The organism is Robinsoniella sp. KNHs210, from assembly GCF_000686105.1.
Taxonomy (GTDB): domain Bacteria; phylum Bacillota; class Clostridia; order Lachnospirales; family Lachnospiraceae; genus Robinsoniella; species Robinsoniella peoriensis.
The window spans coordinates 802662-829404 of sequence record NZ_JMLZ01000002.1 but is presented as its reverse complement, the minus strand read 5'-3'; the positions used below and the strand labels follow the sequence as shown (position 1 = coordinate 829404).

At 40.7% G+C, this 26743-nt stretch carries 24 protein-coding genes and 1 other annotated feature; of the genes, 4 read left to right on the top strand and 20 right to left on the bottom strand.

The window, feature by feature from the left end; genetic code table 11:
- Window positions 1-43: 43 nt before the first annotated feature.
- The 7 genes from infC to CD03_RS0110405 form a co-directional block, all read right to left on the bottom strand.
- A complete protein-coding gene (gene infC / locus CD03_RS0110435) occupies window positions 44-541 on the bottom strand; it encodes a translation initiation factor IF-3 (RefSeq protein WP_027293585.1) in 498 nt (165 codons plus the stop codon).
- Between the two features lie 310 nt (window positions 542-851).
- Window positions 852-1166 (bottom strand): DUF1540 domain-containing protein, encoded by a 315-nt coding sequence (locus CD03_RS0110430; protein WP_027293584.1) that lies wholly within the window; start codon window positions 1164-1166, stop codon window positions 852-854.
- A gap of 77 nt (window positions 1167-1243) precedes the next feature.
- A complete protein-coding gene (thrS, locus tag CD03_RS0110425) occupies window positions 1244-3196 on the bottom strand; it encodes a threonine--tRNA ligase (protein ID WP_027293583.1) in 1953 nt (650 codons plus the stop codon).
- Between the two features lie 210 nt (window positions 3197-3406).
- Window positions 3407-3603, bottom strand: a binding site (T-box leader).
- A gap of 56 nt (window positions 3604-3659) precedes the next feature.
- Window positions 3660-4403, bottom strand: a complete 744-nt coding sequence (locus CD03_RS0110420; RefSeq protein ID WP_027293582.1) for a YdcF family protein — start codon at window positions 4401-4403, stop codon at window positions 3660-3662.
- Window positions 4404-4663: 260 nt separating this feature from the next.
- Window positions 4664-5536: a carbohydrate ABC transporter permease gene (locus CD03_RS0110415; protein WP_138002413.1), complete on the bottom strand. Its 873-nt coding sequence runs from the start codon at window positions 5534-5536 to the stop codon at window positions 4664-4666.
- A complete protein-coding gene (locus CD03_RS0110410; RefSeq protein WP_044289294.1) occupies window positions 5533-6429 on the bottom strand; it encodes a carbohydrate ABC transporter permease in 897 nt (298 codons plus the stop codon). The genes CD03_RS0110415 and CD03_RS0110410 overlap by 4 nt, the downstream gene beginning before the upstream one ends.
- Before the next feature lie 75 nt (window positions 6430-6504).
- Window positions 6505-7851 carry an ABC transporter substrate-binding protein gene (locus tag CD03_RS0110405; RefSeq protein ID WP_027293579.1) on the bottom strand — a complete coding sequence of 449 codons (1347 nt, stop codon included), beginning with the start codon at window positions 7849-7851 and terminating at the stop codon, window positions 6505-6507.
- A 270-nt stretch (window positions 7852-8121) separates the two neighbouring features.
- Here CD03_RS0110405 and CD03_RS0110400 point away from each other — a divergent pair, with 270 nt between their 5' ends.
- Together CD03_RS0110400 and CD03_RS0110395 are read left to right on the top strand one after the other, a co-directional pair.
- Window positions 8122-9858 (top strand): sensor histidine kinase, encoded by a 1737-nt coding sequence (locus CD03_RS0110400; RefSeq protein WP_027293578.1) that lies wholly within the window; start codon window positions 8122-8124, stop codon window positions 9856-9858.
- A gap of 9 nt (window positions 9859-9867) precedes the next feature.
- Entirely contained in the window at window positions 9868-11433 is a 1566-nt protein-coding gene (locus CD03_RS0110395) for a response regulator transcription factor (RefSeq protein WP_027293577.1), read from the top strand.
- Between the two features lie 159 nt (window positions 11434-11592).
- Here the strand turns inward: CD03_RS0110395 and CD03_RS0110390 are convergent, their stop codons facing one another.
- The 4 genes from CD03_RS0110390 to CD03_RS0110375 all read right to left on the bottom strand — a co-directional run bounded on the left by CD03_RS0110390 (window position 11593) and on the right by CD03_RS0110375 (window position 15324).
- On the bottom strand, window positions 11593-12099 hold the full coding sequence (locus CD03_RS0110390; protein ID WP_027293576.1) for an SEC-C metal-binding domain-containing protein: 507 nt from the start codon (window positions 12097-12099) through the stop codon (window positions 11593-11595).
- A gap of 213 nt (window positions 12100-12312) precedes the next feature.
- Window positions 12313-12843 carry a hypothetical protein gene (locus tag CD03_RS0110385; protein ID WP_027293575.1) on the bottom strand — a complete coding sequence of 177 codons (531 nt, stop codon included), beginning with the start codon at window positions 12841-12843 and terminating at the stop codon, window positions 12313-12315.
- Window positions 12844-12952: 109 nt separating this feature from the next.
- Window positions 12953-14275: a sodium-dependent transporter gene (locus CD03_RS0110380; protein WP_027293574.1), complete on the bottom strand. Its 1323-nt coding sequence runs from the start codon at window positions 14273-14275 to the stop codon at window positions 12953-12955.
- A 23-nt stretch (window positions 14276-14298) separates the two neighbouring features.
- On the bottom strand, window positions 14299-15324 hold the full coding sequence (locus CD03_RS0110375) for a threonine aldolase family protein (RefSeq protein WP_027293573.1): 1026 nt from the start codon (window positions 15322-15324) through the stop codon (window positions 14299-14301).
- A 171-nt stretch (window positions 15325-15495) separates the two neighbouring features.
- Here CD03_RS0110375 and CD03_RS0110370 point away from each other — a divergent pair, with 171 nt between their 5' ends.
- Window positions 15496-15723 (top strand): hypothetical protein, encoded by a 228-nt coding sequence (locus tag CD03_RS0110370; RefSeq protein WP_027293572.1) that lies wholly within the window; start codon window positions 15496-15498, stop codon window positions 15721-15723.
- Window positions 15724-15782: 59 nt separating this feature from the next.
- Here the strand turns inward: CD03_RS0110370 and CD03_RS0110365 are convergent, their stop codons facing one another.
- The gene (locus CD03_RS0110365; protein ID WP_027293571.1) at window positions 15783-16421 is read right to left on the bottom strand and encodes a VTC domain-containing protein; all 639 of its coding nucleotides are present in this window, start codon (window positions 16419-16421) and stop codon (window positions 15783-15785) included.
- 291 nt (window positions 16422-16712) lie between these two features.
- On the opposite strand from CD03_RS0110365, the gene CD03_RS0110360 reads away from it, so the two are divergent.
- Complete coding sequence (locus CD03_RS0110360) at window positions 16713-17315, top strand: HAD family hydrolase (RefSeq protein WP_027293570.1); 603 nt, start codon at window positions 16713-16715, stop codon at window positions 17313-17315.
- A gap of 101 nt (window positions 17316-17416) precedes the next feature.
- On the opposite strand, the gene CD03_RS0110355 is transcribed toward CD03_RS0110360, so the two are convergent.
- The 8 genes from CD03_RS0110355 to CD03_RS0110320 all read right to left on the bottom strand — a co-directional run bounded on the left by CD03_RS0110355 (window position 17417) and on the right by CD03_RS0110320 (window position 26696).
- On the bottom strand, window positions 17417-18694 hold the full coding sequence (locus CD03_RS0110355) for an adenylosuccinate synthase (protein WP_027293569.1): 1278 nt from the start codon (window positions 18692-18694) through the stop codon (window positions 17417-17419).
- Window positions 18695-18786: 92 nt separating this feature from the next.
- The gene (locus tag CD03_RS0110350) at window positions 18787-19692 is read right to left on the bottom strand and encodes a LysR family transcriptional regulator (protein ID WP_027293568.1); all 906 of its coding nucleotides are present in this window, start codon (window positions 19690-19692) and stop codon (window positions 18787-18789) included.
- Between the two features lie 94 nt (window positions 19693-19786).
- On the bottom strand, window positions 19787-21103 hold the full coding sequence (locus tag CD03_RS0110345) for a Na+/H+ antiporter NhaC family protein (protein ID WP_081820213.1): 1317 nt from the start codon (window positions 21101-21103) through the stop codon (window positions 19787-19789).
- A 132-nt stretch (window positions 21104-21235) separates the two neighbouring features.
- The gene (gene purB, locus CD03_RS0110340) at window positions 21236-22669 is read right to left on the bottom strand and encodes an adenylosuccinate lyase (RefSeq protein WP_027293566.1); all 1434 of its coding nucleotides are present in this window, start codon (window positions 22667-22669) and stop codon (window positions 21236-21238) included.
- 42 nt (window positions 22670-22711) lie between these two features.
- Window positions 22712-24157, bottom strand: a complete 1446-nt coding sequence (purF, locus tag CD03_RS0110335) for an amidophosphoribosyltransferase (RefSeq protein ID WP_027293565.1) — start codon at window positions 24155-24157, stop codon at window positions 22712-22714.
- A 191-nt stretch (window positions 24158-24348) separates the two neighbouring features.
- The gene (purC, locus tag CD03_RS0110330; protein WP_027293564.1) at window positions 24349-25053 is read right to left on the bottom strand and encodes a phosphoribosylaminoimidazolesuccinocarboxamide synthase; all 705 of its coding nucleotides are present in this window, start codon (window positions 25051-25053) and stop codon (window positions 24349-24351) included.
- A gap of 133 nt (window positions 25054-25186) precedes the next feature.
- Window positions 25187-25942, bottom strand: coding sequence for an amino acid ABC transporter ATP-binding protein (locus CD03_RS0110325; RefSeq protein WP_027293563.1), 756 nt, complete (start codon window positions 25940-25942; stop codon window positions 25187-25189).
- A 103-nt stretch (window positions 25943-26045) separates the two neighbouring features.
- Window positions 26046-26696, bottom strand: a complete 651-nt coding sequence (locus CD03_RS0110320) for an amino acid ABC transporter permease (RefSeq protein ID WP_027293562.1) — start codon at window positions 26694-26696, stop codon at window positions 26046-26048.
- Window positions 26697-26743: the final 47 nt, after the last annotated feature.

The following is a 26743-nucleotide window of genomic DNA, read 5'->3' as shown; positions in this document are numbered from 1 at the left end:
TTCCTCCTTATATTTAGACTTATCTATTTTAACTAAAAAATTCTTAACTACGTTTTTCAGTTAAAAACATCATAATGCTTCTGCCTTCCATTTTGGCCGGCTTATCCACTACTGCAATGTCTTCAAGTTCTTTTGCAAAATCATCCAGAATATGCCTGCTGCTCTGGATATGTGCCATTTCTCTACCTCTAAAACGAAGTGTTACCTTTACTTTGTTGCCTTTTTGAATAAACTTTCTGGCAGCACTTACTTTTGTATTCAAGTCATTTACATCGATATTTGGCGATAAACGAACTTCCTTTACATCAATAACCTTTTGCTTTTTCTTCGCTTCTTTTTCTTTTCTCACCAGTTCGTAACGATACTTTCCGTAATCGATAATCTTACAAACAGGCGGTTTCGCTGTCGGAGCGATTTTAACCAGGTCTAATTCTGCTTCTTTAGCCAGTCTCATTGCCTCTTTTGTAGGCATAACACCTAATTGTTCTCCGTTTTCACCAATCAAACGGATCTCTCTGTCTCTGATTTGCTCGTTAATCATTAATTCGCTAATTGTCTTGCACCTCCATAAAATGCTTGAAATAAATACCACTTCGCTGCTAATTATCCGCATAAAAAAAGTGGATAGATAGACTATCCACATAATATTCCCATAGAACGTTCCTATGTAACATATTAACCGATAGTCACCTCTGTGCTACGGTGAGAGTGGATACTCTACTTTGATTTCTTGTAACCTTATTTACTTTACCACATTCAAAATTTATTGTCAACTATTAATTTATTATTTTAACACGTACATCAGAAAAGCAGCTCTAACTTCCGAGCCGCTTTTCCTTATACTTCACAAATTATTTTTCTTCGAAGCTTGCGCATTCTGTCTGGTCGCAATGCTTTGCAGCTGCACCGGCTATACCGATCTTATCTGCACTGCATTTACAGGATTCATTGAATGTGCAGTTACGTGCTTCACAGTCTACATCAATCTTCTGACATGGAGTTCCCATGGAACTTCTGGCATTGTCACCTTTTCTTTCCCTGAAACTGGAACAACATGTTTCCTGGCATTTTTCTGCATGGTCTCCACCAACCTGGATATCACCTTTGCAGCAACACTCTGCATCGTTATAGACACAACTTTGAGCGGAACATACTAATAATGGCATGATACTACCTCCTTTGATTTATTTGGGATAGTATCTGCCTTTTTAGATTTTTTATTCGTTATTATTTTAGAGCGTGATCAATCTTCCACTTCGATTTTACGGATTTCTTTTGTACGGATCTCTTTACAGATATCATCTATAAAAGTATCCAGGGCTTTTTGCCCTTCATCCCCTTTAAATCTGCTTCTTACAGAAACTACGCCGTCTTCTTCTTCTTTCGCACCTACTACCAGCATATAAGGCACTTTGTCCAGACGGGCTTCACGGATTTTATAACCAATCTTTTCGGAACGTTCATCTGTTGTACAGCGGATACCGTTTAATTTCAACTGGTCTTCCACTTTTTTTGCGTAATCATGATATTTTTCAGAAATCGGGAGTACACGTACTTGTTCCGGACACAGCCATGTAGGGAATTTTCCTGCATATTTTTCAATCAGCCATGCAAGTGTCCTTTCATAGCAGCCCATGCTTGTTCTGTGGATAATAAACGGCCGTTTCTTTTCGCCGTCTTTATCTACATAATACATATCGAACTGCTCAGCCAATGCAAAATCTAACTGAATCGTAATCATGGTATCTTCTTTTCCATAGACATTTTTCGCCTGGATATCCAGTTTTGGTCCGTAGAATGCTGCTTCTCCATCGGCTTCTACAAATGGAAGTCCCAGCTCTAATAGCATTTCACGCATTACACCCTGGGATTCTTCCCAATATGCTGCATCTCCAATATATTTTTCTGTATTATTTGGATCCCATTTGGACAAACGGTATGTTACATCATTTTCCAATCCCAGAGTTTTAAGGCAATACAGTGCCAGATTTACACATCCTTTGAACTCTTCGTGTATCTGCTCCGGAGTCATGATTAAATGTCCTTCAGAAATGGTAAACTGACGTACTCTGGTAAGTCCATGCATTTCTCCGGATTCCTCATTCCTGAATAATGTAGAGGTTTCGCCATAACGCAGCGGCAGATCACGATAGCTCTTCTGGCTTGCTTTATATACATAATACTGGAATGGACAGGTCATCGGACGAAGTGCAAATACTTCGTCGTCCTTTTCCTCGTCTCCCAGAACAAACATACCATCTTTATAGTGATCCCAGTGACCGGAAATCTTATACAGATCACTTTTTGCCATTAATGGCGTTTTCGTTCTCACATAGCCTCTTTTTTCTTCTTCATCTTCGATCCATCTCTGCAATGTCTGGATGATGGTTACTCCCTTAGGCATAATAAGGGGCAAACCCTGACCAATTACGTCTACCGTAGTGAAAAGTTCCATTTCACGGCCCAGTTTATTATGGTCACGTTTTTTTGCTTCTTCCATCTGTAACAGATATGCATTTAATTCATCTTTTTTCGCAAATGCTGTTCCGTAAATACGTGCAAGCATTTTATTTTTTTCGTTTCCTCTCCAATATGCACCGGAAGAAGACGTCAGTTTAAATGCTTTGATAGACTTTGTGCTCATTAAATGAGGTCCTGCACAGAGATCTGTAAAATCTCCCTGACGATAAAAAGAGATAATTGAATCTTCCGGAAGATCCCGGATTAATTCTACTTTGTAAGGCTCACCTTTTTCTTCCATAAACTGAATCGCTTCTGCTCTTGGCAAAGTGAATTTCTCAAGCTTTGCTCCTTCTTTGATGATTTTCTTCATTTCTTTTTCAATATTATCAAGGTCATCTCTGGAGAATGGCTCATGATCAAAGTCATAATAAAAACCGGTGTCAATAGATGGCCCAATTGCCAGTTTTGCTTCCGGATAAAGGCGCTTTACAGCCTCTGCCAGCACATGGGACGTGGTATGGCGCAGCGCCGCCAATCCCTTTTCATCATTTGCAGTTAATATAGAGAGTTCACAATCCCGGTCTACGACTGTACGCAGATCCACAACCTCTCCATTTACTTCTCCGGCACATGCCATTCTTGCCAGTCCTTCACTGATATCCAAAGCGATATCATGTACGGATTTACTTTCTTCATATTCTTTTTTTGATCCATCTTTTAATGTAATAATCATTTTACTACCCATTACATGCTGCAGGCTTTTCTGCAGCACGCCACAAATTAAAATGTGGTTACCTTTCTTTTTTATTTCAGCTTTAACAACATGTATCACGCAGGCTTTCTTACTGCATACCAGATATACAGTATCATTTACACAGATTTACTTTTGTACAGGGATTGTATTTCCACGCAAAAAGTCCCTGGACCATACCTGCCGGTACGATCCAGGGACGAGTATTCTTACTCGCGGTTCCACCCTGATTGTTTCTAAGAAACCACTTCATTTTGATGATAACGGGATCACCGGACCGGATTAGGGTCACTCAGAGGCAGTTTTCAAATGTTTCCTAACAGGATATTTCCAGCACCAATCCCTCTCTGGGTTATTCCGCATTTTACTCTTCTCTTCAACGTATTAACATTATCTACCCTTGATTATAGCATTTAAGCTTCATTTGTCAACACCTGAAATTAATTTAAATATTTCCAACCAGTTTTTCTTTTACCAAAGCAAAAAATTCCCGCAACAGATAATGGACTTGAAATCTTGGATCGGAAGCCGCCGCAATTCCGGACAGATTTGTATATCCCTGTTTCTCCCCCAGCTGCATTGCACGAAACACATGGAAATTATTTGTTACAATACCGACTTTGGCATCTTTACTTCCAATTACCTGTGCACTGTATTTTAAATTTTCTTCCGTGCTGGTAGATTTATCTTCCAAAATAAGCCGGCTTTCTTCGATTCCCTCAGCTGACAGGTACCGTCTCATTGCCTCTGCCTCGGTGATATTTTCCCCCGGACCCTTTCCGCCGGAAAGAACGGCCTTGCTGTCCGTATTTTCTTTCAAGTATTCTGCTGCTGCTTCCAGACGCAATGTCAATGCTTTACTGGGTACTTCCCCTTTCACCTGGGCTCCCAGAATCACCACGTAGTCCAGATTCTTTTCACCATGCTGAAACATGCCGGTAAAAATAAATATTTCCACAAGCAAGAACACAAATAGTCCCACTGCCAATACCCCGCCAAAAATCACTTTGCACCACGAGGGAAAAAGATGTACACCCGGATGGGTTTTATAATAATGACTGAAAAAGGCAAGTCCAAAAAACACGGCCGCTCCACAAAGCCATATAATTGAAAAATCCATTCCTACGCTGACTAAAATCACAAAATATAGCAATGATGCTGCTCCTAAAATCAACCATAAAATCTGCATTGTTTTTTATACCTCCTTTTATTTATGATTATTTTCTATAATTATTTACGATATCTTCTTCAGTTTACTGTATTTTACAAGGTCTGTCAATCTGACCAATACGCCATATATTTTAAACATTTCTTAAATTTTTCATATTTATACAGCAAGATGGGTTCTTTCACGCAAAAAGCAGCCCCCGTTAAAGCCAAACTGAATCTGGTTTAACGGAAGCTGCCTGCTTACAAATCAGTATTTTATTTAAATATAAAAACCTGTACTCAGCCTTTAACTGCTCCGGCTGCTATTCCATTGATAAACTGCTTTTGCAGCACTGCAAATAAAAGGATCAGCGGGAGCGCACACAGCACGCAGGCTGCAAACAGGGTATTCCACTGTGCCGGGTTTTCACGATCTCCCAGAAACTGTATCATTCCTACCGGCAGGGAGTACTGATCCGATTTGGATATGAAAATCATTGGATAAAAATAATCGTTCCAAATCCACATACCCTGTGTGATCACAACCGATACAACAGCCGGTTTTAGCAAAGGGAAAACTACACTTATGAAACGTTTCCACAGACCGCATCCATCGATATAAGCAGATTCCTCAATTTCAACAGGAACCCCTTTCATAAAACCCGTCAGTAAGAAAATAGAGAATGGAAGGCTGCAGGTGATAAACATGATCATTGGCGTAAACCTGGTGTTAGGCAGCGATAAGCGTCCGAACATCTGGGCAATTGGAACGATGACCATCTGGGATGGTATAATTAAGCCTGCTATAAAGAAGTAATACAAGAACCGGCTGGTCTTTTGTTTAATCCTGGAAATTGGATATGCCGCCATTGTGGAAAACATTACAACCAGAAACACTGATCCCCCTGTTGTCATAATGCTGTTCAGCAGCTGCTTGGGATACTTCATCTTTGTAAAAGCATTTATATAGCTGTCTAACGAAAACTCCTGAAATAAAAGCAAAGGTGAAATCATATTGTCGGGACTTCTAAGAGAACTGGACAATACGATTAAAAGAGGGAAAATAATAAGGCAGCAAAATAAGGTCAGCATAATATAGAGAATGAAAACCATCGGTGAAAGTTTAACCTTTGCTTCCACTTCTTTATATGTTTTTCTCCTTCTTCCCATCATAATTCCACCTCCCTTTTATTCATGTAGAACAGCATGAACACGGTAATCAGGATGATGACCGCAAATGCAGCCACAGAGAATGCACTGGCTTTTCCCATCATCTGATCATTAAACGCAATTTTATAGATGGAAAACATCAGGGTATTGGTTGATTTTCCCGGTCCTCCATTTGTCATGATAAAAGAATAATCAAAAGCTTTCAGACCACCGATTACAGCCAGAATTACATTGATAGTGACTGTTGCCGAGATCAGCGGTAGCTTAATTTTTCGAATCAGCTGCCATTCCGAACACCCGTCTATTTTACCGGCCTCCAGAAGGCTGTCATCTACCGTCTGCAGTCCCGCAAGATAAATAATCATGGTAGAGCCGAAGCCTTTCCATACTTCAACCATAGCAATGGCATATAAGGCTGTCTTATAATTGCCCAGTACATTAAAGGATGATCCGTCTAATCCGACTGCCTTCATTACTGATGCAATCATACCTGAATCCGGCATGTAAACATATGACCAGATAAAACCTACCACGATGGCACTAAACAGTGCCGGAATATAGGATACCGTCCGGAATAATGCTTTTCCCTTAAGTTTTACGTTCAGTGCCATGGCAATCACCAGTCCCAGCAGATTATTCAGAACAACTACCACAACTGCATAAATCAACGTGTTCTTAATTGCATTTATCATAGAACCATCTTTCAGCAAAGTCAGATAGTTTTTAAATCCCACGTAATCATAATCGCTATTAATTCCATTAAAGTTTGTTACACTATAGTAAAATAGCTGAAGTACCGGTACGATCCAAAAGATCACAAACAAGATCAGTGCCGGAATCACAAATACATACATCCGGTTGGGAAATACAAGGGTTTTTCGTTTTGCTTTCTTCATAATTATCCTTTCCGGCAAGCCAGAGGGAGGCTTTACAGGCTCCCTCCGGAATTCTGCCGCATCTCAATCAGCTTATTACTCTGTATATAGTTCCTCAAATTTCGCCTGCATTCCATTTACAATATCATCTACCGTAGTCCCTTGTCCGCCGATCGCTTCAGAGAACAATGCTTCCATCTCGTTTTCGGTTCCCGATGGCCAGCCCTGGTTGCACCAATAAGAGGACTTTCCTTCATTATACAAATCCATAAACGGTTTCCAGAACTCATCCACATTTTCAGATCCATAACCATAAGTAACTACAATATTCCCCATATCCACCATGCTCTTCCAGATCTCAGACTCTCCATCAAACCATTTTTCCAGAATCGCTTTACTCTCTTCTATGTGTTTGGAACCGGAATAAATAGCCGGCGTAGCTCCGATAGACATTGATGCCCAGAGTTCCTCATCCGCGCTGTTTCCCGGCAGTGGGAAGTATCCCCGTTCAAAATCGACTGCACCTTTTGCACACAAGGATTTTTTGTCTCCATTATGGTCAAATGTCATAGCAGCCTCCCCGTCCACAAATTTCTGGATTGCCTGCTGCGCGCTCAGTCCAAGTGATGAGCTGTCAATATAGCCCTCATCATACAGCGTCTTATACATAGATATTACTTCATCCCAGGTGTCCTTATCCGTAAACTTCGTTTCTCCGGTTCGGAGCTGGTCATCAAACTTGAGGTTCTTGGCATATACTTTGCTGGCTGCAATCTGATAGAGACCAAACTGCATCACATACATATCCTTATCGCCCATGACAATTGGCTGAATCCCTGCTTCTTTCAGAACCTTGCAGCAATTCAAAAATTCATCCCAGTTCTTGGGGATCTCCAGATTGTGTTTTTCAAACATATCTTTGTTGAAATAAGTTCCCAGCATAGATACGTTGGAACCTACTCCATAGATTTCTCCATCATAGGTGAATGCATCTCTTGCTCCCTCTCCTACCTTATCCAGCACTTTCAGATCTGTCAGCGGTTCCAGATATCCCGCCTTTGCCAGATTGATTACCCCATTTGCTCCCGCATACTTAGGGTGCACAAGAATAATGTCCGGACACTCTCCCGATGCCAGCTTCGTCTTCAAAGCTGTGTAGTACTGGTCATCCGGCAGCTTTGTAACTTCCAGTTTTATATTGGGGAATTCCTTTTCCACAAGCCCCGGTAAAATTTCTGTTTCGAAATCCGGATCAGCGGGTGTACCGGAATACATCATAGTGATTACGGTCTTATCCCCCGATGCTTTGCTCTCCTCCTGCTTTACGGTGGCGGTCTCTGCCCCCTCACTGCTTTCTGCTTTTTTGGTGTCTTTGCAGCCCGCTAAGGAAAGGGCTATCATGCTTCCCGTCAGGGCTAAAGCTAAAAATCTTTTCATTTTCATTTTGTTTTCCTCCTATGAATAACTTTTTTCATGGTTTTATCATACCATATTGCCGGTATACATTTGTTCAAAGTAATGGTGCACATTTGTTGGATCAATTTTTCTCTATTATCGAGATTCTTTCGTTCTTTTGTTATTCAAAATTTTTTCCAGGTAATATGACAAAATTATCATTACCCTGAACATAATTTGTGATATACTTCTTTTCAAAAGACCATATCTGACAAACTTCAACATTTAATATCGTTATATAAAGGAAAGGGGAGCGGAATGAAACTAAAGCATAAGTTTCTTATCATATTTCTTCTGATATCCATAATACCGGTTATCTTTATTACCACATTTACTTATACCCGGTATACCAAACTGATTGACAAACAGATCACCAGCATTACTGAAAACATATTTGAAAAATCCGGAGAAGAGCTGGAGACAAACCTCAAATCACTGGAACATATCGGAGATCTCTTCAATTTCCACAGCGAATCTGATCAGATATCTTTAAATAAAGAACTTCGAAAATATGCCGGAGATTCCGAAGGTTATTCTACTTACGACATATTCCAAAGTAATCAGAACATACATTTCATTATGAAAAATATAACCTATAGCAGCGAATTCATAAACGGTATATTTGTCTTTACGCCCAGTGGTCCTACCCTGGGTTATGGATTAAACAGTAATATTGATGTATTCCCCGGTTATGATCCACGAAAGGAAGACTGGTACGAAAAAACGATAGGTCTGGAAGGCTCCTTTTATATAGACGGGATATCCAAGAAAGATTTTCTGATTAACAGCAGACCCTCCATTTCCTTTTCCAAAGCCCTTTATGACGGATATTCCAAGAAATTTCTGGGTGTTCTTCTGATCGACTGCTCCCCGGCTGTTTTTGATTTTTCTAAGGTAAATACGCTGAATGAAACATCAATGATTACCGTTAAATCAGACACCAATAACGTGGTCTATAGCGATCCTGCTTCATCGGAAGAAAGCTTTACACCGAAAAACAGCCATACATTGATTAAAGAATTTCCTTCTGACAATCTGCAGCTGATTTTCACCGTAAATTATGAATCTCTTTATAAAGAGTTTGATGCGACTAGAGTAATGATCCTGACAATTGCAGGTATTTGCGCAGGTGTTTTTATCATACTATCCTTCTTTTTTTCCTACTCACTGTCCCGGCCGGTCACCTACCTGAGCAGCAAGATGGCTGACTCCAAAAACCAGAAGCTTCTTACCGCTTCCCACTACCTGAACAGAAACGATGAGATTGGGATCCTGTACAATGAGTATAATCACATGATCGAGACATTGAGCGAATACATAGAAAAAGAATTACAAAACAAATTAATCTCTCTGGACTCTCAGATGAAATCCCTGGAAGCTCAGATTAATTCCCATTTTCTTTACAATACACTGGAATCCATCAACAGCATTGCGGAACTGGAGGAAGTGGAAAGTATTGCAACCATGTCACTTGCCCTGGGAGACATGTTCCGCTACAGTATTAAAACACAGTGTGAACTGGTTACGATTGAGGAAGAGCTGAAGCACGTCCAGAATTATATTTCAATTCAGCAGATCCGCTTCGAAAACCGTTTTCGTATGATCATAAATATTCCGGAAGCAATACTCAAATTTCAGGTTCTTAAGCTGATTCTACAGCCTCTGGTGGAAAATGCCTTTTACCATGGCCTGGATTATTGCCAGTACGGGAGTTTTATCCGCATTGACTGCTGGACGGAATCTTCCTTCATTTATTTTACAGTCAGTGATGATGGGATTGGTATGGATGAGCCACAACTTGAACAGCTAAACCTGGTTTTAAAGCAGAAAGCTGAATTCACGGAGCTGGGGCACCGGAACAAACAAAGTATCGGTATTAAAAATATTCACACCCGGATACAGTTATATTACGGAGATGAATACGGACTTAAGATCCAGAGTCAAAAGAACGAGGGAACTTCCATACTGATTAAGCTCCCCAAACTAAACTGTTAGGAGGATTCTATGTACACTTATATTGTAATTGATGATGAATCACTGATCCGCAAAGGAATTATCAAGAAATTATCTTCGATCCGGGATACGGTTTTATGTACCGGCGAGGCCTCTAATGGCGAGGAGGCTCTCTCACTGATTGAGTCCATGGATCCGGATATCGTGATAACCGATATGAAAATGCCCCTTATGGACGGAACAGCTTTTTTAACACTGCTTACCCAAAGATTCCCTCATATAAAAGCAATTGTCATCAGTGGTTATAAGGACTTCGAATATATGAAGCATGCCATTGCCGCCCAGGCTGTTGACTATCTGCTAAAACCCTTTGGCAAGGAAGCCCTGACCGAGGCTGTCATGAACGCCGTAAAGCAGCTGAACGACCATCAATCCATACAAAACCGTCTCGTTTCCTCAGATGAGAAAAAAGAACAGGCCCGTTATAAATACGATATACAAATGCTGCAAAATATGATTATGGGTTACCATACCTCTGATTTCTCCATTACTTCCAAACGCCTGAACTTCATTAACCAGATCCACCACCTGGTTATGGTCACGGTCTATTCTCAGACCGCCCTTGATTTTACTATGCTGGAGGCTTTCCTGTCCGATAATTCTTTTGGAGACCTGGCATTATTGCTGGAACACACAACCAACCAGAACCTGGGATTTTTTATCTTGTTCAAACCGGAACATTCCGTCTTAAGCTCTGAGGAAATGTGCAGGCAGCTGATCCAGCAGCTAAACAACACTTTATATTCTTCACAAATAACTGTTTTATTCGGATGCAGCCGGACACACCATTCTCTTCTGGAACTGAATACTGCTTTCCTGGAAACGGTAACCGCTCTGAATACAAAAACTGTAGCCGGCAGCTCAACGGCTTTTTTCCCCTTGAACAGGAAACGGGAACCGATTATTATTACCTGGGATAAAACAGAAGAATTTTTATTCCGTATCGAAGCCGGAATGATTCCCCAGACAGAAGCGCTTTTAGAAGAACTTTTTAATTATTTTCTTACAATACCTGACTGCAGTCTCTATGATATAAAAGTATTCTGTTTTTCACTGGCTGACCAGACACGCTATATGATGAGTACCTACTTTGACCAGATCAACCCGTCCTCCGCTAATAGCAGTATGCAGAATATTCTCAACAATATGTTCAGCCTGCCGGAAATAAAAGATTACTACCAGCAGTTTTACCAGAATATCGCCTCCCTTTTTAAAGCAGATAATATATATGCCACAGATGATATCATAGAAAAGATGAAGATTTACATGGAGCGCCACTACCAGAATAATCTGACTATAGAATTCCTGTCCTCACTTTTTTACCTGAACCGCAGTTATTGCAGCCATTTATTCAAACAACGTACCGGAGAGACCTTTGTACACTGCCTGAACACCATACGGATCGCCAGAGCTAAACAAATGCTCTCTGAAACGGACAAAAAGATGTATCAGATCGCCAAAGCATCCGGATATGATAATGTAAAATATTTTTTCCGTATCTTCAAAAAATATGAACACATGACTCCGGAACAATACCGGCTTCAATACCGGCCATAAAAAAAGGAGAAACACAGCGGCCTCAACAGCTGTGCTTCTCCTTTCGATTCTATCCTAATCTATTCATCCGAAACAACCGGCATCCCATAACTACAGGGTAAATGCAGCCGGATACTCCAAAACCGGATGAAAAGCTTACTCGCTTTCACCCGGTTTTTATTATGCGTTTTTACCGCAGCATTTTTTATATTTCTTACCACTTCCGCAAGGACATGGATCATTTCTTCCAATCTTCTTGCCTTTGACAATCGTATTTGCTTTCTTTGCTTCTCTATACAGCACTTTCTTTTTCTCTTCATCGAAGATTTCATCCCACATAGGCAGCTCGTATAACCAGTCAGCCTTTGCGTCTACCATATTTTTGTAAAGAAGCTCTTTATCAAAACCTAAGTTTACCTCAGTGTTCTCATCCATTTCTTCAATTGGATTCTTCACTTTCAAACTTTCATCAATTCCATCCAGAAAGCCTACCATTGTCATTACCGGAATTTCAAACTTCTCAGCCAAATCCTTAACGGTACCTTTTACCACTTCTTCCGGATTAGCCAATAATTTCTCATAGATTCCTTTTTCAATTAAAAAATAATCAGTCCAAAACTTCTGAAGCTGCTTCTTATCTGTTTCCTGAGAGTATGCTACGTCTCTCCAATCCTGTAATAATCCCATATCTAATCCATCCTTTGTTTCATATTCGTAATCATAACACGTATAGTATATAACACTTTTGATTATTTTTCAAAAGAATTTTATTTTTTATAAAAAAATTGTATAGAAACCAAATTTCTGCTCATACTACTAACATCTACAAAAGAGAAAATTAATACTTATCCTCCCCCAAATACCGGGTCCGGCCGCAACAGCGCGGCGGGCCCGGTATTTTTAAAATTTCTTTTTAATCTTAAACTTGATATAGTCCCTGATATCTCTTTTTAACTGCTTTTTCACATCATCTTTATTTGCCTTTGCCATCTGGTCATGAAATTCATCCAACAGCCTTCGCTGGCTTTTTACATCTTCTTCAATTTTTTCCAGCTGCTTTACTTCATTTGCCGATATTCTCTGAAGAATGTATTCCGCATAGGCACTGGCAAGCTTCATGCCGCGGTGTTTCAGGATTTCATTCATTTCTTTGATAACTCTGATTTCATGATTCCCGCCTACGACAAATGCGTAAATATATGCCTGTTTATCAACCACCAGGCGGCCCAGCATCTGCTTAATGCAATCCGGCAGGTGCCCCTTTACACTTGCAAATATAAACCCGACTGTTTTATTCTCTTCATAAACGATGGATTCTGTAACAGAAGATGCCTCTACAAGCAGTACACCCTCGTTTCTTTCTTGAAACATCTTTGCAATTTCCTTACTTTTTAAACTATGTCCATCATAATATACCGTACTATTTTCCATAAGATTCCTCCATTTCAATTGTTTCCCAGTAGTTTCACGTTTCAGGTGACATTGCCGATTTCTCTTACGGTATCCTTTTAGAGCTTATATTTAAAATTGACTTTCATGCTTAACCGATTCCTTTGTATACAACACTTAAAATCAGTACCAGGACAGCCAGAAAAATATAAACATATTTCGCAGTAAAATCAAAAATTTTACCCACCGGCTTCTTTCGTCCCAAATTTAATTCTTCGTCAATCTTCTTGGTCCCAAGTACCCAATAAATAATAATTGCGCACATCACTGCTCCAAATGGAACAACATAAATCGTAATGATATCCATCCACGTACCAAGATATGCTTCGTTTTCTACAAATAAACCAACTGCAAGAGCAATGGCTCCCACAATCAGGATTGCTGCCGTTCTTTTCATTTTCAGCTGCTTCATTACCGCTTCTGCACATACCTCAAACATATTAACCAGAGATGTAATTCCGGCAAATAAAACGGAAATGAAGAATAATACAGCAATCAGTCTTCCCGCCGGCATCTGGGCAAATACCTTCGGCAGAGTGATAAACATCAGCGGCGGTCCGGAACTTGGATTCATTCCAAATGCAAATACTGCCGGAATGATTGCAAATCCCGCAAGCAGAGCTGCACAGGTATCTAAAAGAGCCGTCTGCATGGATGCCTTTGGTATATCTTCTTTTCTGCTTAAATAACTTCCATATATAATCATTCCGGAACCGGTAATTGACAATGAGAAAAATGCCTGCCCCATGGCCATCACCCAGGTCATAGGATCCAGAAGCTTCTCCCACTTGGGAATCAGCAGATATCGGTACCCTTCCATAGATCCCGGAAGGAAAAAAACACGTATTGCCACAATCGCAAATAAAATAAAAAATGCAGGCATGATAATCCGGTTTACTTTTTCTATGCCTTTTAATACCCCGCCAATTAAGATAATGACGGTGATACAGATTACAACGGTATGCCATGGAATACTTCCAAGGGTTCCCGTGATCTCACTAAAATACTGTTCTGACTCTGTATTTAAAAAACTTCCGGTTACCGCCCCAAACAGGTAGCGCAGCACCCATCCTACAATAACGGCATAACCGGTTGCGATACCCAGAGATCCCAGAAGGGGAATACTGCCCAGTATTTTACCGCCCTTTTTTCCTCTGGATTTTAATGCATAGTCATATGCACCAACGGGTCCGGTACCGGTGAGACGCCCCAGGGCAAATTCTCCCGATAATCCAACCATTCCAAATAATACTATAAATAAAAAATAAATAATTAAAAATGCAGCTCCGCCATATTGCCCAACACGATAAGGAAACATCCATATATTTCCCATTCCTACTGCTGATCCGACACTTGCCAGAACAAAACCCAGTCTGCTTCCAAACTTTGCGCTCTCGTCACCTCTTTTTGACATTCCCCTTTTTCTCCTATCGTAGTCTATAAATCTGAAATCAATGTTTGGACATCCTCCTCTTTCGTCGCCCAACTAGTGCAAAAACGCACAACACTATGCGTATCATCATAACGCTGAATATAAGCAAAACTATACTTCTCTCTTAACGTTTCCAAAAAGCTGTCTTCCATAATCGGAAACTGCTGATTCGTTGTACTATCGATAAATAATGGATATCCTTTTTCCAGTAATGCATTTTTCAGCATCATTGCCAGCTCATTGGCATGCTCTGCTATTTTAAAGTAGAGGTCGTCGCGAAACAATTCACCAAACTGGATACCCAGCAGACGTCCCTTTGCCAGCATTCCGCCTTTTTGTTTTATCAGATAACGAAAATCTTCCTTTAGTGCCGGATTGGTAATGACAACCGCCTCTCCAAACAAAGCTCCTATTTTTGTCCCGCCAATGTAAAATACATCGCAGATATGGGCAACATCTGGCAGATCCAGATCATTTCCTTTCGCCGTAAGCCCGTATCCGAGTCTGGCACCATCCATAAATAAATACAATCCATATTTTTTGCAGACACTGCCAATCTCAGTCAGTTCCTTTTTGCTGTAAATAGTTCCATTCTCTGTTGGGTTGGATATATACACCATTTTAGGCTGGACCATATGTTCATGTGTCTCATCTTCCACATGATCCCGATAAAGCTTTTCAATCTGCTGTGCCTGAATTTTTCCATCATCACTTGGCAAAACCAGTACCTTATGTCCACAGGCTTCGATGGCTCCTGTCTCATGTACATTAATATGTCCGGATACCGCAGAGATCACACCCTGGTAAGAACGCAGTGCAGCATCAATCACAGTCAGATTTGTCTGGGTGCCTCCTACTAAAAAATGTACATCTGCATCCTCTCTTTTGCACTTTTCCCTGATCAGCCTGCCGGCCTCTTCACAATATCTGTCTTCCCCATATCCAGGTGTCTGCTCCAAATTCGTTTCCATCAGTTTCTTCAAAATATTCTCGTGAGCACCTTCTGCATAGTCACAATTAAAACGTATCATGTTGTCAAACCTCAATTCTCTTTAATGTATGTCTTCCGTGCATATCTTTACTGTACAAAATTTTACTCTAAAAAGCAAGGAAAAAATACAACAAGAGGCAAAATACCAACTATTTGCTTTTTCCCCCCAACTGTTGTATAATATTTCAAAACGTTATGAGGTATCTAAACTATGAAAAAGAAACAAATTCTGGCCTGGATCGGTATTGTACTGCTGGTAGCCCTTTACCTGAGCACACTTATATTCTCACTCTTAAAAAGTGACTTCGCCTATGACATGTTCCGCATCTCTGTGGCATGTACAATCATTGTTCCAGTCCTGCTGTATGGCTACATTCTTTTTTACCGGATTTCAAAAAAGGGAAAAGAAAAAGAAAAACCGGATAACCACAAAAAATAGGTTATCTGGTTTTTCCTCTGATATTGAGAAATTATGTTCCCGTTTTCCTTGCTTATCCTTTAAAATGCAAATGCTAAATCATCTGCCGGTTCTTCCGCCGTCTGGATCAAATTCATAATCATCTGTGGAAGCGTGACTTCCCATTTATAACTCACATTAACCCGGTCTTCTGAAAGACACTGGATCGGTATTCCATTACTTCCAAAAATATCCACCTCACCGCCTGCAATTCGGCTGATTCGATGGGCAAACGTGATGTAACCTTTCTTATAATTCATCATTTCTCTTTGATATTCTGTTATATGCTTCGGCCGCAGGCTGTTAAGTGTGTATTGCAGATAGAAATCAGATAGCAGCTGCTTTTTATGTCCCTTCATCCATTCAACATCCTGGTTTAATATCCTCTGCGCTTCTTCTCTTGTTATCTTTACGCATCTCTTATATACAATTTCATTCTGTATATATTTTTTCTCTATATAAATCTGGGTTTCGTCGTCGTTCTTCATACAGATATAGTATTTTGGCACCGTGTCATTGTGTAGCTCCCCTGCTACTCCGGTCTGCATAAACCTCAGTTTCTTCAGGCTGTATTTTTCAATTTTCTTTTTCGGCTGGCCTGTAAGCGCAGCCTGTTTCATTTGTTCGTACTTATCTTTTCTAACTGTTTCATTTTCTTCATAATACGTGGTGTATCTCATGAAAAATCCCCCTATCTTCCACCTTATACTATATGAATGACGTCCCTGCAACATGCATGTTTTTAAACTTTTTCTGTATAAAATGACTGAACATTTTTTATTCGCATTTTATAGTTTTATTATAGCATTTAATTGTGAATACATGATGTCGGACTTCTAAAAAGTTTCTTAATTATATTAAGAATTGACAAGTAAATGCTTGTCATATTATGATATATGAAATAAATATGTGCATACTGACTGCACCTTTTTTATTACTTATAACGGACGTACCAAGGAGGATCTGTCATCATGATCAAATCAATTATTTTTGATATTGGAATGGTTTTAGCTGATTATAACTGGCCCAAATATCTGCAAACTTTTTCTTACGATGAAAAAACATACCAGGCTGTTGCAAAAGCAGTCTTTTTGAGCCCCACCTGGATCGAATGCGATCGCGGGGTTCTCTCTGACCGGGAACTTTTATCTGCTTTTATCAGCAATGCCCCAGATTATGAAAAAGAAATCAGAGAGGTATACGCCACTGTAGGCGGATGCATAAAACAGTATGATTATGCAATACCCTGGATTCAGGATTTAAAGAGTAAAGGGCTTCAGATCTATGCACTTTCCAATTACGGAGAGCGGATGTTTGCACAGACAGGGAAAGAATTGAACTTTTTAGAATTAATGGATGGTGCTCTGATCTCTTATCAGGATCATTTAATAAAACCCGATCCCAGAATTTATCAAACGATTCTGGACCGGTACCATCTGATTCCGGAAGAAACTGTTTTCTTTGATGATAATGCAGATAATGTCAGAGCTGCCGCAAATCTTGGAATCATTGCCTTTCCATTTAGCAGCTACTCACAGGCAGTAGAACAATTACAATCATTGATGCAAATTTAATAATTATAAAAGCCGGAATAATCAGAAGTAAAGTAAATACTCCCGTTTATTCCGGCTGTTTTATATTGCTGTTTATATCTAGCTGTTTTCCCGGTAATCCATTATTTCCTATAAATAATATCGTCTCTTCCAGGTCCGTTGGAAATCATGGTAATTGGGAATCCTAAATGTTTTTCAACAAATTCTACATATTTTCTGCAGTTTTCCGGTAAATCTTCATAATTTTTAATTCCGCGGATATCTGAATTCCAGCCTGGCAGAACTTCGATTACCGGTTTTGCCTTCTCCAATTGTGAAGTTGTAGGGAAATCTGTAGTTACTTTACCATTAATTTCATATCCGGTACATACCGGGATCTCTTCTAAGTAACCCAAAACATCCAGAACAGTAAAGGCAACATCTGTCGTTCCCTGAATTCTGCAGCCGTATTTGGATGCTACACAGTCGAACCATCCCATACGTCTTGGACGTCCTGTCGTTGCTCCGTATTCACCGCCGTCTCCGCCGCGTCTTCTTAATTCATCTGCTTCTTCACCAAATATTTCACTTACGAACGCACCTGCTCCAACAGCGCTGGAATATGCTTTTACAACCGTAACAATCTTTTTGATTTCATATGGCGGAATACCTGCCCCTATAGCACCATATGCTGCTAATGTAGACGAAGATGTAACCATTGGATAGATTCCATGATCCGGGTCCTTTAAAGAGCCTAGCTGGCCTTCTAACAGGATAGTCTTTCCTTCCTGAATTGCATCCCATAAGAAAGCAGATACATCACATACATAAGGCTCTACCATTTCTTTATAGCCTTTTAATTCTGCCAGGATTTCATCCGGGTTTAATGCAGGTTTCTGATATAAATGCTCTAAGATTACGTTTTTCTGAACACATATGCGCTCCACTTTTTCTCTTAAAGCTTCTTCATCAAATAACTCACTTACCTGGAAGCCGATCTTGGCATATTTATCCGAATAAAACGGTGCAATTCCTGATTTTGTAGAACCAAAGGACTTTCCTCCCAGACGTTCTTCTTCACACTGGTCAAATAGAATGTGATAAGACATTACCATCTGTGCACGGTCGGAAACCAGAATTTTGGGAGCCGGAACCCCTCTGTCTACAATCCCTTTTATTTCATTAAATAATACAGGAATGTTCAATGCTACGCCATTGCCTATTACACTGGTTGTATGATCATAAAATACTCCTGACGGCAGCGTATGCAAAGCAAATTTACCATAGTTATTAACGATAGTATGACCTGCGTTTGCGCCTCCCTGAAATCTTACGATTATGTCTGCTTTCTCGGCAAGCATATCTGTGATCTTGCCCTTGCCTTCATCTCCCCAGTTTGCTCCTACAACTGCTTGTACCATAATGAGATCCTCCTGTATCTGTTTTTTAAATAGTTATCGTATTAAATCAATGTTACGGATATAGTATACTACTTTTCTTTGCATAAGTAAAATTAATATTGATTATGCTTTGTATAACTCCACATTATATCAATCAGGCACTGAGCCGCCACCGACAATGGATTTCTCCGGTCTATTGCCAGGCATATATTTCTCTTTGGAATATCTTTTTTTAATTTTAACTGAAACAATGTTCCGTTTTCGATATACGCACTGGCAAAGTCCTGCATAACTGTAGCCACTCCCAGATTTCTGGCTGCAAACTGAACGATCATATCGCTGGTAGCCAATTCAATTTCCGGATTCAGGACAACTCCGTTTTCCTGCAGAAATTTATCCATATATGCTCTTGTACTGGTCTTTTTCTCCAAACAGATAATAGGGAGACTTTCCAGTTCCTTTAAAGAAATTTCACGCTCTTTTAAATCCATAAATTTGCTGCCTGCCACAAATACATCTGCAATTTCACGTACCGGCCGGATTTCCAGCTCTGTCTTTGCCGGAAGCGGATCCGTTACAACTCCGAAATCTATTTTCCCCTCCTGCATATAGCGCAGGGTTTCCGGAGTCGGTCCGTTTGTTACCGTTAGCTTTACCTTGGGATATGCTTCATGAAACTGCTGAAGGTAAGGCAGAAGATAGAACTGGAGCGTCATATCACTGGCTCCAATCCTTATTTCACCGGTTTCCATATTCTGCATGTCCCGGAGTTTGCTCTCTCCCAACATCATATATTCATATCCTCTGGCAACATAAGAATAGAGCATCTCCCCCGCTGATGTTAACCGCACACCTTTTCCGGTTCTGACAAACAAGGTGATGCCAAGCAGCTTTTCCAGCTGTTTAATCGCCTGGCTGACGGCCGGCTGGGTTATAGAAAGCTCTTCCGCAGCCAGGGTGATTCCTCCAAGTTTTCCAACATAATAAAATATCTTATAATACTCCAAATTTATATTCATGGATGTCCCTGCTTTTCTTACGTATTCATTTGCAATGGGTTAACGTGCTTTCTCTGTTTGTGCTTTCTCTGTTTGTGCCTTATCTGTTTGCGCCTTATCTGTTTGTGCCTTTTCTGAAAATGATAAAAATAATTGCACTGATCCCCATCAGTATGGGATAGAAAAGGTATGGCATAATCTGAAACGGTGTGAGTGCCGACAGACTTGCCGCTGACAGCAGCTGCGCTCCATAAGGGATCAGTCCCTGCCCTACCGAAGCAAAGATATCCAGAAGAGAAGCACTTCTTCTGGGTGAAATATTGTATTCCTCGCTGATTTCCTTTGCAATGGGACCTGCCATTACAATTGCTACCGTATTATTTGCGGTACAGGCATCTACTGCTGCTGCCAGGAATGCAATTCCAAATTCTCCGCCCTTCTCACCACGAATACTTCTCTTGATCACGTACAGGATGTAATCGATGCCGCCATAGGCCTTTACCAAAGCCACTATACACGCAACAATTAATGAAATTACTGTTATGTCATACATTCCGGTAACACCTTCACCTACCACTTTAAAGATATCACCTATGGGAATTGTTCCGGTACCAACACCTACTGCAAGAGATAATACAATGCCGCTGATTAGCACCACGAATACATTTAATCCAATTAATGCGCCGATCAAAACTATGAGATAGGGAGCAACCTTTAGAATATCATATTCCAGATTGCCAAAGTCCTGTTTTCCACCTGTCCCGGAGATAACCAGGAACAGCACCATAGTAATAATTGCAGCGGGAAGTACAATAAAGAAATTCTCCTTGAATTTATCCTTCATTTCACATCCCTGGGTACGTACTGCGGCGATCGTGGTATCGGAAATCATGGATAGGTTGTCCCCAAACATAGCACCGCACACAACTGCACCGATACAGATCGGAAGGGCAATCCCGGTTTTATCACTGATACCCACACCGATTGGCGCCATAGCTGCTATGGTTCCCATGGATGTTCCCATGGAAATAGATATAAAGCAGCCAATTAAAAATAACCCTACAACAGCGATATTGGAAGGCAGAATGGACAAGCCCAGATTCACAGTGCTCTCTACACCGCCTGCCGCTTTAACCGCTCCGGAGAAACCGCCTGCCACCAGAAAAATCAGGCACATGGTAACAATGTTTTCTTCTCCGATTCCTTTTGTAATAACACTGATTTTTTGCGCATACGGCAGTTTACGGTTCTGAGCAAAGGCTACTAACAGAGCAATCAAAAATCCAACGATTGCCGGCATACTGTAAAAATCTCCGGTCACACAGCCCATTCCGATAAATATAACTAAAAACACACCAATAGGCAGAAGTGCCCCCGGGTTTCCTCTTTTATTTTCTGATTGATTCTCTTTTTTATTTTCTTTTACCATCATCTCTTCTCTCCTGTCTTTTGCCCATGTAAGTTACAGATTTTCATGGGATACTCCCCAAATAAAATCAATGCTGAAAGAGCCGCCGCACAAGACATATGTACGACGGCCCCTGCGGCATTTCACCTGCTTATATTATACGTTAATTTCTGCTTTCATACCCAGAATTTCTTTATTTTCTTCTAAAACCGGCTTTACATTGTTCGTAAGGAAATTATCTACCTGTAATGGAGCACGTCCAACATATTTAGAAGGATCCATGGTCTTCTTCAATTCTTCCAGAGACATGTTGAATGCAGGATCTGCTGCAATCAGTTCCAACAGATTATTATCCTTTCCTTCCACTTTCACATTCTTACCTGCTTCCATGGAAAGTTCACGGATTCTCTCATGTAATTCCTGTCTGTCACCGCCTGCTTTTACTGCATCCATCATGATGTTTTCCGTTGCCATAAACGGCAGCTCTGACATCAGGCGTTTTTCGATTACTTTTGGATATACCACCAGTCCGTCTACCACGTTCAGGCACAGATCCAGGATACCGTCAACTGCGAGGAATCCCTCCGGAACAGAAAGACGTTTATTAGCAGAGTCATCCAGCGTTCTTTCGAACCACTGAGTCGCAGAGGTAATAGCAGGATTTAAAGCGTCTGCCATTACAAATCTGGATAAAGATGCAATTCGTTCACTTCTCATTGGATTTCTCTTATATGCCATTGCGGAAGAACCGATCTGGGTCTTTTCAAATGGCTCTTCTACTTCTTTCAAATGCTGAAGCAGACGGATATCATTGGAAAATTTATGTGCACTTGCAGCGATTCCTGCTAATACATTTACCACCCTGGTATCTACTTTACGGGAATATGTCTGTCCGGATACTGCATAGCATTCACTGAATCCCATTTTTGATGCAATCATAGGATCAATCTTGTCTATTGTTTCCTGATTACCATCAAAGAGTTCCAGGAAGCTTGCCTGTGTTCCGGTAGTACCCTTGGAGCCAAGAAGTTTCATGGTAGAAATAACATAATCCAGATCTTCTAAATCCAGCATAAATTCCTGCATCCAAAGTGTAGCGCGCTTCCCCACAGTTGTTGGCTGTGCCGGCTGGAAATGCGTAAATGCCAGTGTAGGAAGAGATTTATATTCATTTGCAAAGCTTGCAAGTTCTGCAATTACATTCACTAATTTTCTCTTTACTAGCTTTAGAGCTTCAGTCATTACAATGATATCTGTATTATCCCCAACGTAACAGGATGTTGCTCCCAAATGGATAATCCCCTTTGCTTTCGGGCATTGTACACCGTATGCATACACATGGGACATTACATCATGACGTACTACTTTTTCTCTTTCTTTTGCAACATCATAATTGATATCATCTGCATGAGCTTTTAATTCTTCTATCTGCTCTTGAGTAATATTCAAACCCAGTTCTTTTTCTGTCTCTGCCAATGCAATCCATAATTTTCTCCAGGTGCGGAATTTCATATCCGGAGAAAAAATATACTGCATTTCCCTGCTTGCATAACGTTCCGATAACGGACTTTGATATCTATCTGTACTCATTTTATATCTCCTCTATTATCTGTAGAATTTAAGGGGTATTCCCTATTTCGTGTATTCACCGCGGATGTCTTCTGTCGGCGGTTCCATTGGATATTCGCCTGTGAAACATCCTTTGCAGATGGGGCGGTTGCCAATCATTTCACCCAGGCGTCTGATCGCCAGATAGGCCAGGGAATCTGCTCCGATCACCTGTCTGATCTCCTCGATAGAGCGGTTATAAGCAATCAGCTGTTCTCTTGCCGGTACATCGGTACCAAAATAGCATGGCCATAAAAACGGCGGCGAACTGACTCTTACATGTACTTCGGCCGCTCCTGCTTCTTTCAGCATGCTTACAATCCGGTCGCTTGTAGTACCGCGAACGATGGAATCATCGATCATGACAACTCTTTTTCCTTTAACTGCTTCTTTTAATACGTTTAATTTTACACGGACGCTGGACTCACGGCTGCTCTGCTTTGGCTTAATAAAGGTACGTCCCACATATCCGTTTTTGACAAATGCCGTACCGTATGGAATACCGGACTGAAGAGAATACCCAAGAGCCGCAGCATTGCCTGATTCCGGCACGCCTACTACCAGGTCGGCTTCCACCGGTGAATCGATTGCAAGAAATTTTCCGGCAAGTATTCTGGAATGATAAACGCTGACTCCGTCAATCCTGCTGTCCGGTCTGGCAAAATAAATATATTCAAAAATGCATCTGGCTTCCTGTTCTTTTGGAAGGCACATACTGGTATCCGATTGTATGCCATCTTTCGTAATGGTTACAATTTCACCGGGCAGCACGTCTCTTACAAATTCTGCACCTACCGTATCCAGAGCACAGGTCTCGCTTGCCAGAATGTACGCATGATCTCTTTTACCAATGCACAGGGGACGAAATCCATAGGGATCCCTTGCTCCCATTAATTTTCTTGGAGACATGACTATTAGGGAATAGGCTCCCTTGATTTTCATCATAGCACGTTTCACAGCTTCTTCTGCCGTTTTTGATTTTACCCGTTCTCTGGCAATATGATACGCGATTACTTCAGAATCGATTGTGGTCTGAAAAATAGCTCCGTCATAAGCCAGCTGGTCGCGAAGTTCCGTCGCATTGATCAGATTGCCATTATGCGCCAGAGCCAGCGTTCCTTTTATATAATTTAATACCAGCGGCTGGGCATTCTCACGCGTGCTGCTGCCCGCTGTTGAATAGCGGACATGTCCAACCCCAATGTCACCTTTCAGATTGTCAAAACTGTCTTCTGTAAATACTTCATTTACCAGTCCCATTCCTTTGTAGGACTGTACCCTGCCTTTTGGACCCTGGGTATCACTTACCGCAATTCCACAGCTTTCCTGTCCTCTGTGCTGCAATGCAAATAATCCATAATAAATGGTGGACGCAACATCGTTTCCATCAAAATCATAGATACCGAATACACCACATTCTTCTTTTAATCCGTCAAACTCTTCCACTTGTTCATGTAAATGATTGTTCATCCGTCTAGCCTTTCTACATGCACCCGTTACCTTGTTACCATATCCCGTTTGAAAAGTCATTCCCGCCGTCTGCACGCCCCGCTTTGCGGCATATCTGCCCCGCATTCAGGTTACATGGTCCGGGGTCTTAAAATACAGTGCTCTTACGAAAATCACAGTGGATGTAATATCCACTGTGTCTTTTGTTTTTCTTATAATCCAAGACGAGAGAAAACTTCGTTGTAAGCTTCTTCTACATTTCCCATGTCTCTTCTGAAACGGTCTTTATCTAATTTTTCATGGGTTGCTGCATCCCAGAGTCTGCAGGTATCCGGTGAAGTTTCATCAGCCAGGATAATCTGTCCATGATATCTTCCGAATTCAATCTTAAAGTCGATTAATTCGATATTTGCTTTTAAGAAATATGCTTTTAACACTTCATTTACTTTCAAAGCATATTTGGAAATTATTTCGATTTCTTCTCTTGTTGCCAGGTTTAATGCGATTGCAAAATAATCATTGATAAGCGGATCGCCTAAATCGTCATTCTTATAACTGAACTCTAAAGTAGGAGCTGAGAATTTCGTTCCTTCCGGTACGCCAAGTCTCTTTGAAAAGCTTCCTGCTGCAACATTTCTAATGATAACTTCTAATGGAACAATCTCTACTTTTTTAACTGCTGTTTCTCTGTCGCTTAACTCTTCAACGAAATGTGTTGGAACGCCTTCTGCTTCGAGAATTTTAAAAACATGATTGGTCATACGGTTATTAACAACACCTTTACCAACGATAGTACCCTTTTTTAAGCCATTAAATGCTGTCGCATCATCTTTGTAGTCTACAATTAATACATCCGGATCTTCCGTTGTGTAAACTTTTTTTGCTTTTCCTTCATAGAGTAATTCTCTTTTTTCCATTTTGAATCCACCTATCCTTCTTCATATAGTTATCAGTATCATGACCAGAATCGACCGATCACCTACAAAATTATATAACATTGTAATTTATAAAGCAAGAATAATTCTCTAAAATACGACACGCATTTACATTTTAGTGGAATTTGCCCAAAAACTCCTGAGTTCTTGCATTGTCTGAGCGAAATAATTCCTCAGGTTTTCCCTGTTCCACTATCACGCCGCCTTCCATGAAGATAATATGGTCTGCCACATTCTTTGCAAAATTCATTTCATGGGTAACAATGACCATGGTCATATGTTCTGCCGCAAGATCTTTAATGACTTTGAGGATTTCTCCTGTCAGCTCCGGATCCAGTGCGGATGTTGGTTCGTCGAAAAATAAAACCTTTGGATTCAGCGCCAGCGCCCTTGCAATAGACACACGCTGCTGCTGTCCCCCGGATAACTGAAAAGGATATGCCTCTTCTTTTTCGGATAATCCCATCTTGGCAAGCAGTTCTTTTGCTTCTTTTTTCACCTGTTCTTTATCCCGTTTCTGTACTCTGACAGGTGCATCCATCACATTTTTCAGAACATTAAAATGCGGAAATAAGTTGAAATTCTGGAATACCAGTCCAAAGTTCTGCTGAATCTTCTTCAGCTGGTCTGCCTTTGCGTAAACTGCTTTTCCGTCCGGTCCCGTAGTAACCGCTTTTTCCCCCAGATAAGAAAGCTCACCGGAGTCCATGGTTTCCAACAGGGTTGCACATCGCAAAAGCGTGGATTTACCGGAGCCGGAAGGACCTATAATTGCCACCACTTCTCCCTGTTTTACGGTAAGTGAAATATCTTTCAGAACTTCCAGATTTTCAAATTTCTTCTCTATGTTATGAATTTCCAAATAATTCATCTGACATACCTTTGCCGCAGAAATACCTGCAGCACTGCCCGTTTGCGTAAGGATCGAATCCTTGCGGGCATTCCTTTCTATTCTTAATTTTCTTATGGTATATTTATCGGTAATAATTCATTTTCTTCTCTGCCTTCTCCATCAGAAATGCTACAATGAAGTTAAAAATGTAATAGAAGATACCAGCCGCCACCAGGGGCATCACGTTTGTACTGGATGATGAGAGTGCCTTGGCAACCGTAAACATCTCTGATACAGCAATTACCATTGCCAGGGAAGTATCTTTAACCAATGTAATCACTTCATTTGTAATAGACGGAAGAATTCTCTTAATAACCTGCGGCAGTATAATGGTAAAAAAGGTCTGCACTTTATTATAACCCAGAAGCTTTGCCGCCTCGTACTGTCCAACGGGCATTGACTCGATGCCGCTTCTGTATATCTCAGCAAAATATGCAGCATAATTCAGTGCAAATCCAATAATAACTGCTATAAAACGGTATGATGCCTGTATCTTTATGCCGAACAGGTAATATGGTCCAAAATAAACCACCATAAGCTGCAGCATCAGCGGTGTTCCGCGCATGATTGATATGTAAATTTTTGCAATATTTCGAATGACACCGTTCTTCGACATCCGGCCAAATGTAATTACCAGTCCGAGCGGTATGGAAAACAATAGGGTCAGTCCAAATATTGCAACAGACGTCAGCATTCCCTCCGATAATTTTGTTAACATCATTGCATAATCCATGTTTGCTTCCTCCATTTTGTATCAATCGCAAAAGAGAGGGGAATCTT

Excerpts from the sequence above, each read along its gene's own strand:
- infC (WP_027293585.1), bottom strand. The coding sequence starts at position 541 with ATGATTAACGAGCAAATCAGAGACAGAGAGATCCGTTTGATTGGTGAA.
- CD03_RS0110430 (WP_027293584.1), bottom strand. The coding sequence starts at position 1,166 with ATGCCATTATTAGTATGTTCCGCTCAAAGTTGTGTCTATAACGATGCA.
- thrS (WP_027293583.1), bottom strand. The coding sequence starts at position 3,196 with ATGATTATTACATTAAAAGATGGATCAAAAAAAGAATATGAAGAAAGT.
- CD03_RS0110420 (WP_027293582.1), bottom strand. The coding sequence starts at position 4,403 with ATGCAGATTTTATGGTTGATTTTAGGAGCAGCATCATTGCTATATTTT.
- CD03_RS0110415 (WP_138002413.1), bottom strand. The coding sequence starts at position 5,536 with ATGATGGGAAGAAGGAGAAAAACATATAAAGAAGTGGAAGCAAAGGTT.
- CD03_RS0110410 (WP_044289294.1), bottom strand. The coding sequence starts at position 6,429 with ATGAAGAAAGCAAAACGAAAAACCCTTGTATTTCCCAACCGGATGTAT.
- CD03_RS0110405 (WP_027293579.1), bottom strand. The coding sequence starts at position 7,851 with ATGAAAATGAAAAGATTTTTAGCTTTAGCCCTGACGGGAAGCATGATA.
- CD03_RS0110400 (WP_027293578.1), top strand. The coding sequence starts at position 8,122 with ATGAAACTAAAGCATAAGTTTCTTATCATATTTCTTCTGATATCCATA.
- CD03_RS0110395 (WP_027293577.1), top strand. The coding sequence starts at position 9,868 with ATGTACACTTATATTGTAATTGATGATGAATCACTGATCCGCAAAGGA.
- CD03_RS0110390 (WP_027293576.1), bottom strand. The coding sequence starts at position 12,099 with ATGGGATTATTACAGGATTGGAGAGACGTAGCATACTCTCAGGAAACA.
- CD03_RS0110385 (WP_027293575.1), bottom strand. The coding sequence starts at position 12,843 with ATGGAAAATAGTACGGTATATTATGATGGACATAGTTTAAAAAGTAAG.
- CD03_RS0110380 (WP_027293574.1), bottom strand. The coding sequence starts at position 14,275 with ATGTCAAAAAGAGGTGACGAGAGCGCAAAGTTTGGAAGCAGACTGGGT.
- CD03_RS0110375 (WP_027293573.1), bottom strand. The coding sequence starts at position 15,324 with ATGATACGTTTTAATTGTGACTATGCAGAAGGTGCTCACGAGAATATT.
- CD03_RS0110370 (WP_027293572.1), top strand. The coding sequence starts at position 15,496 with ATGAAAAAGAAACAAATTCTGGCCTGGATCGGTATTGTACTGCTGGTA.
- CD03_RS0110365 (WP_027293571.1), bottom strand. The coding sequence starts at position 16,421 with ATGAGATACACCACGTATTATGAAGAAAATGAAACAGTTAGAAAAGAT.
- CD03_RS0110360 (WP_027293570.1), top strand. The coding sequence starts at position 16,713 with ATGATCAAATCAATTATTTTTGATATTGGAATGGTTTTAGCTGATTAT.
- CD03_RS0110355 (WP_027293569.1), bottom strand. The coding sequence starts at position 18,694 with ATGGTACAAGCAGTTGTAGGAGCAAACTGGGGAGATGAAGGCAAGGGC.
- CD03_RS0110350 (WP_027293568.1), bottom strand. The coding sequence starts at position 19,692 with ATGAATATAAATTTGGAGTATTATAAGATATTTTATTATGTTGGAAAA.
- CD03_RS0110345 (WP_081820213.1), bottom strand. The coding sequence starts at position 21,103 with ATGATGGTAAAAGAAAATAAAAAAGAGAATCAATCAGAAAATAAAAGA.
- purB (WP_027293566.1), bottom strand. The coding sequence starts at position 22,669 with ATGAGTACAGATAGATATCAAAGTCCGTTATCGGAACGTTATGCAAGC.
- purF (WP_027293565.1), bottom strand. The coding sequence starts at position 24,157 with ATGAACAATCATTTACATGAACAAGTGGAAGAGTTTGACGGATTAAAA.
- purC (WP_027293564.1), bottom strand. The coding sequence starts at position 25,053 with ATGGAAAAAAGAGAATTACTCTATGAAGGAAAAGCAAAAAAAGTTTAC.
- CD03_RS0110325 (WP_027293563.1), bottom strand. The coding sequence starts at position 25,942 with ATGAATTATTTGGAAATTCATAACATAGAGAAGAAATTTGAAAATCTG.
- CD03_RS0110320 (WP_027293562.1), bottom strand. The coding sequence starts at position 26,696 with ATGGATTATGCAATGATGTTAACAAAATTATCGGAGGGAATGCTGACG.